Genomic DNA, 1128 nt, shown 5'->3' with positions numbered 1-1128 from the left:
AATCGAGTAGGAGGTAATTGATTATTTCAATTACCGACCTCTCACACCACCGTACGTACGGATCCGTATACGGCGGTTCGACAACTTAATCACTTTTGAATTGACTGGAGCGTCTTAGACATATTCATAAGTCCGAGGCGTTCCAGTTTTCTGTTTGTTAGAGAATAATTTAGTGTCTTACTGTGTGCAGTCCGCCAGTAGCCCTTGCGGGTACTAGCGAAAGTATACGCATCTCGGTAAGACAATCCTAACCTTCTCAAGTTAGTAAGTTTCGTTTTAAGTTTCTTCCACTGTTTCCAGATGTATTGCCTAATCCGTGTCCTCAACCACTGGTCTAGGCGTCGGACAAAGCCTGTCAATTTCCCAATTGAGTAGTACTGAAGCCAGCCTCGCATCTTCCGGTTTATTTCCGCACACATTCTAGCGATGGAAATCCCTCGATTACGTTTCGTAATTTGCTTCAATGCTTGCTTGACTCGCTTTTGCGACTCCTTAGCCGGCCGGGCATAGGCACCATTACGGTCTACGCCTAGCGAAAATCCAAGGAATTTCAGTCGCAAAGGACTACCAACTTTACTCTTATCTGGATTTACTTTGACTTTTAGTTGCTTTTCGAGAAATATGGTAATGCTCTTCATTACTCTTTCTCCGGCTCGCTGACTTTTAACATATATGTTACAGTCATCCGCATAGCGCACAAAGTGATGGCCACGTCTGGTTAATTCCTTATCCAACTCGTTGAGGTAGATGTTCGCCAGCAGTGGTGATAACGGCCCTCCTTGCGGAGTTCCTTTCTCGCTCTTAGCGAAAAGTCCATGGTCCAAGACTCCGCTCGTAAGGAACTTACGAATAAGTCTTAGTATCCATAGGTCATCAATATATTGTTGGAGATATTTCATCATTAAATCATGGTTGACGTTATCAAAGTAAGCCTTTAGGTCTAGGTCGATGACTCGTCGGTAACCTTGATTATATAGATCAACTACCTTCGCTATTGCGTCTTGAGCGCCACGATGTGGCCGAAATCCAAAACTATTGTCCGAGAAAACTCGCTCGAAGATAGGAGTTAAAACCTGGGCGATCGCCTGTTGGACCATCCGGTCCACGACCGTCGGAATCCCAAGCTTT

At 44.9% G+C, this 1128-nt stretch carries 1 protein-coding gene; it reads right to left on the bottom strand.

Annotation, left to right across the window (positions count from 1 at the left end):
• Positions 1-89 precede the first annotated feature (89 nt).
• The coding region (ltrA, locus tag QOS10_RS09375; RefSeq protein WP_283595193.1) for a group II intron reverse transcriptase/maturase at positions 90-1128 on the bottom strand (1039 nt) is incomplete at its 5' end.

The sequence above is a fragment of the Limosilactobacillus galli genome, assembly GCF_947381495.1.
Taxonomy (GTDB): Bacteria; Bacillota; Bacilli; order Lactobacillales; family Lactobacillaceae; genus Limosilactobacillus; species Limosilactobacillus galli.
Note: the sequence above shows the minus strand (reverse complement) of the source record. Positions and strands in the feature narration are given on the sequence as shown.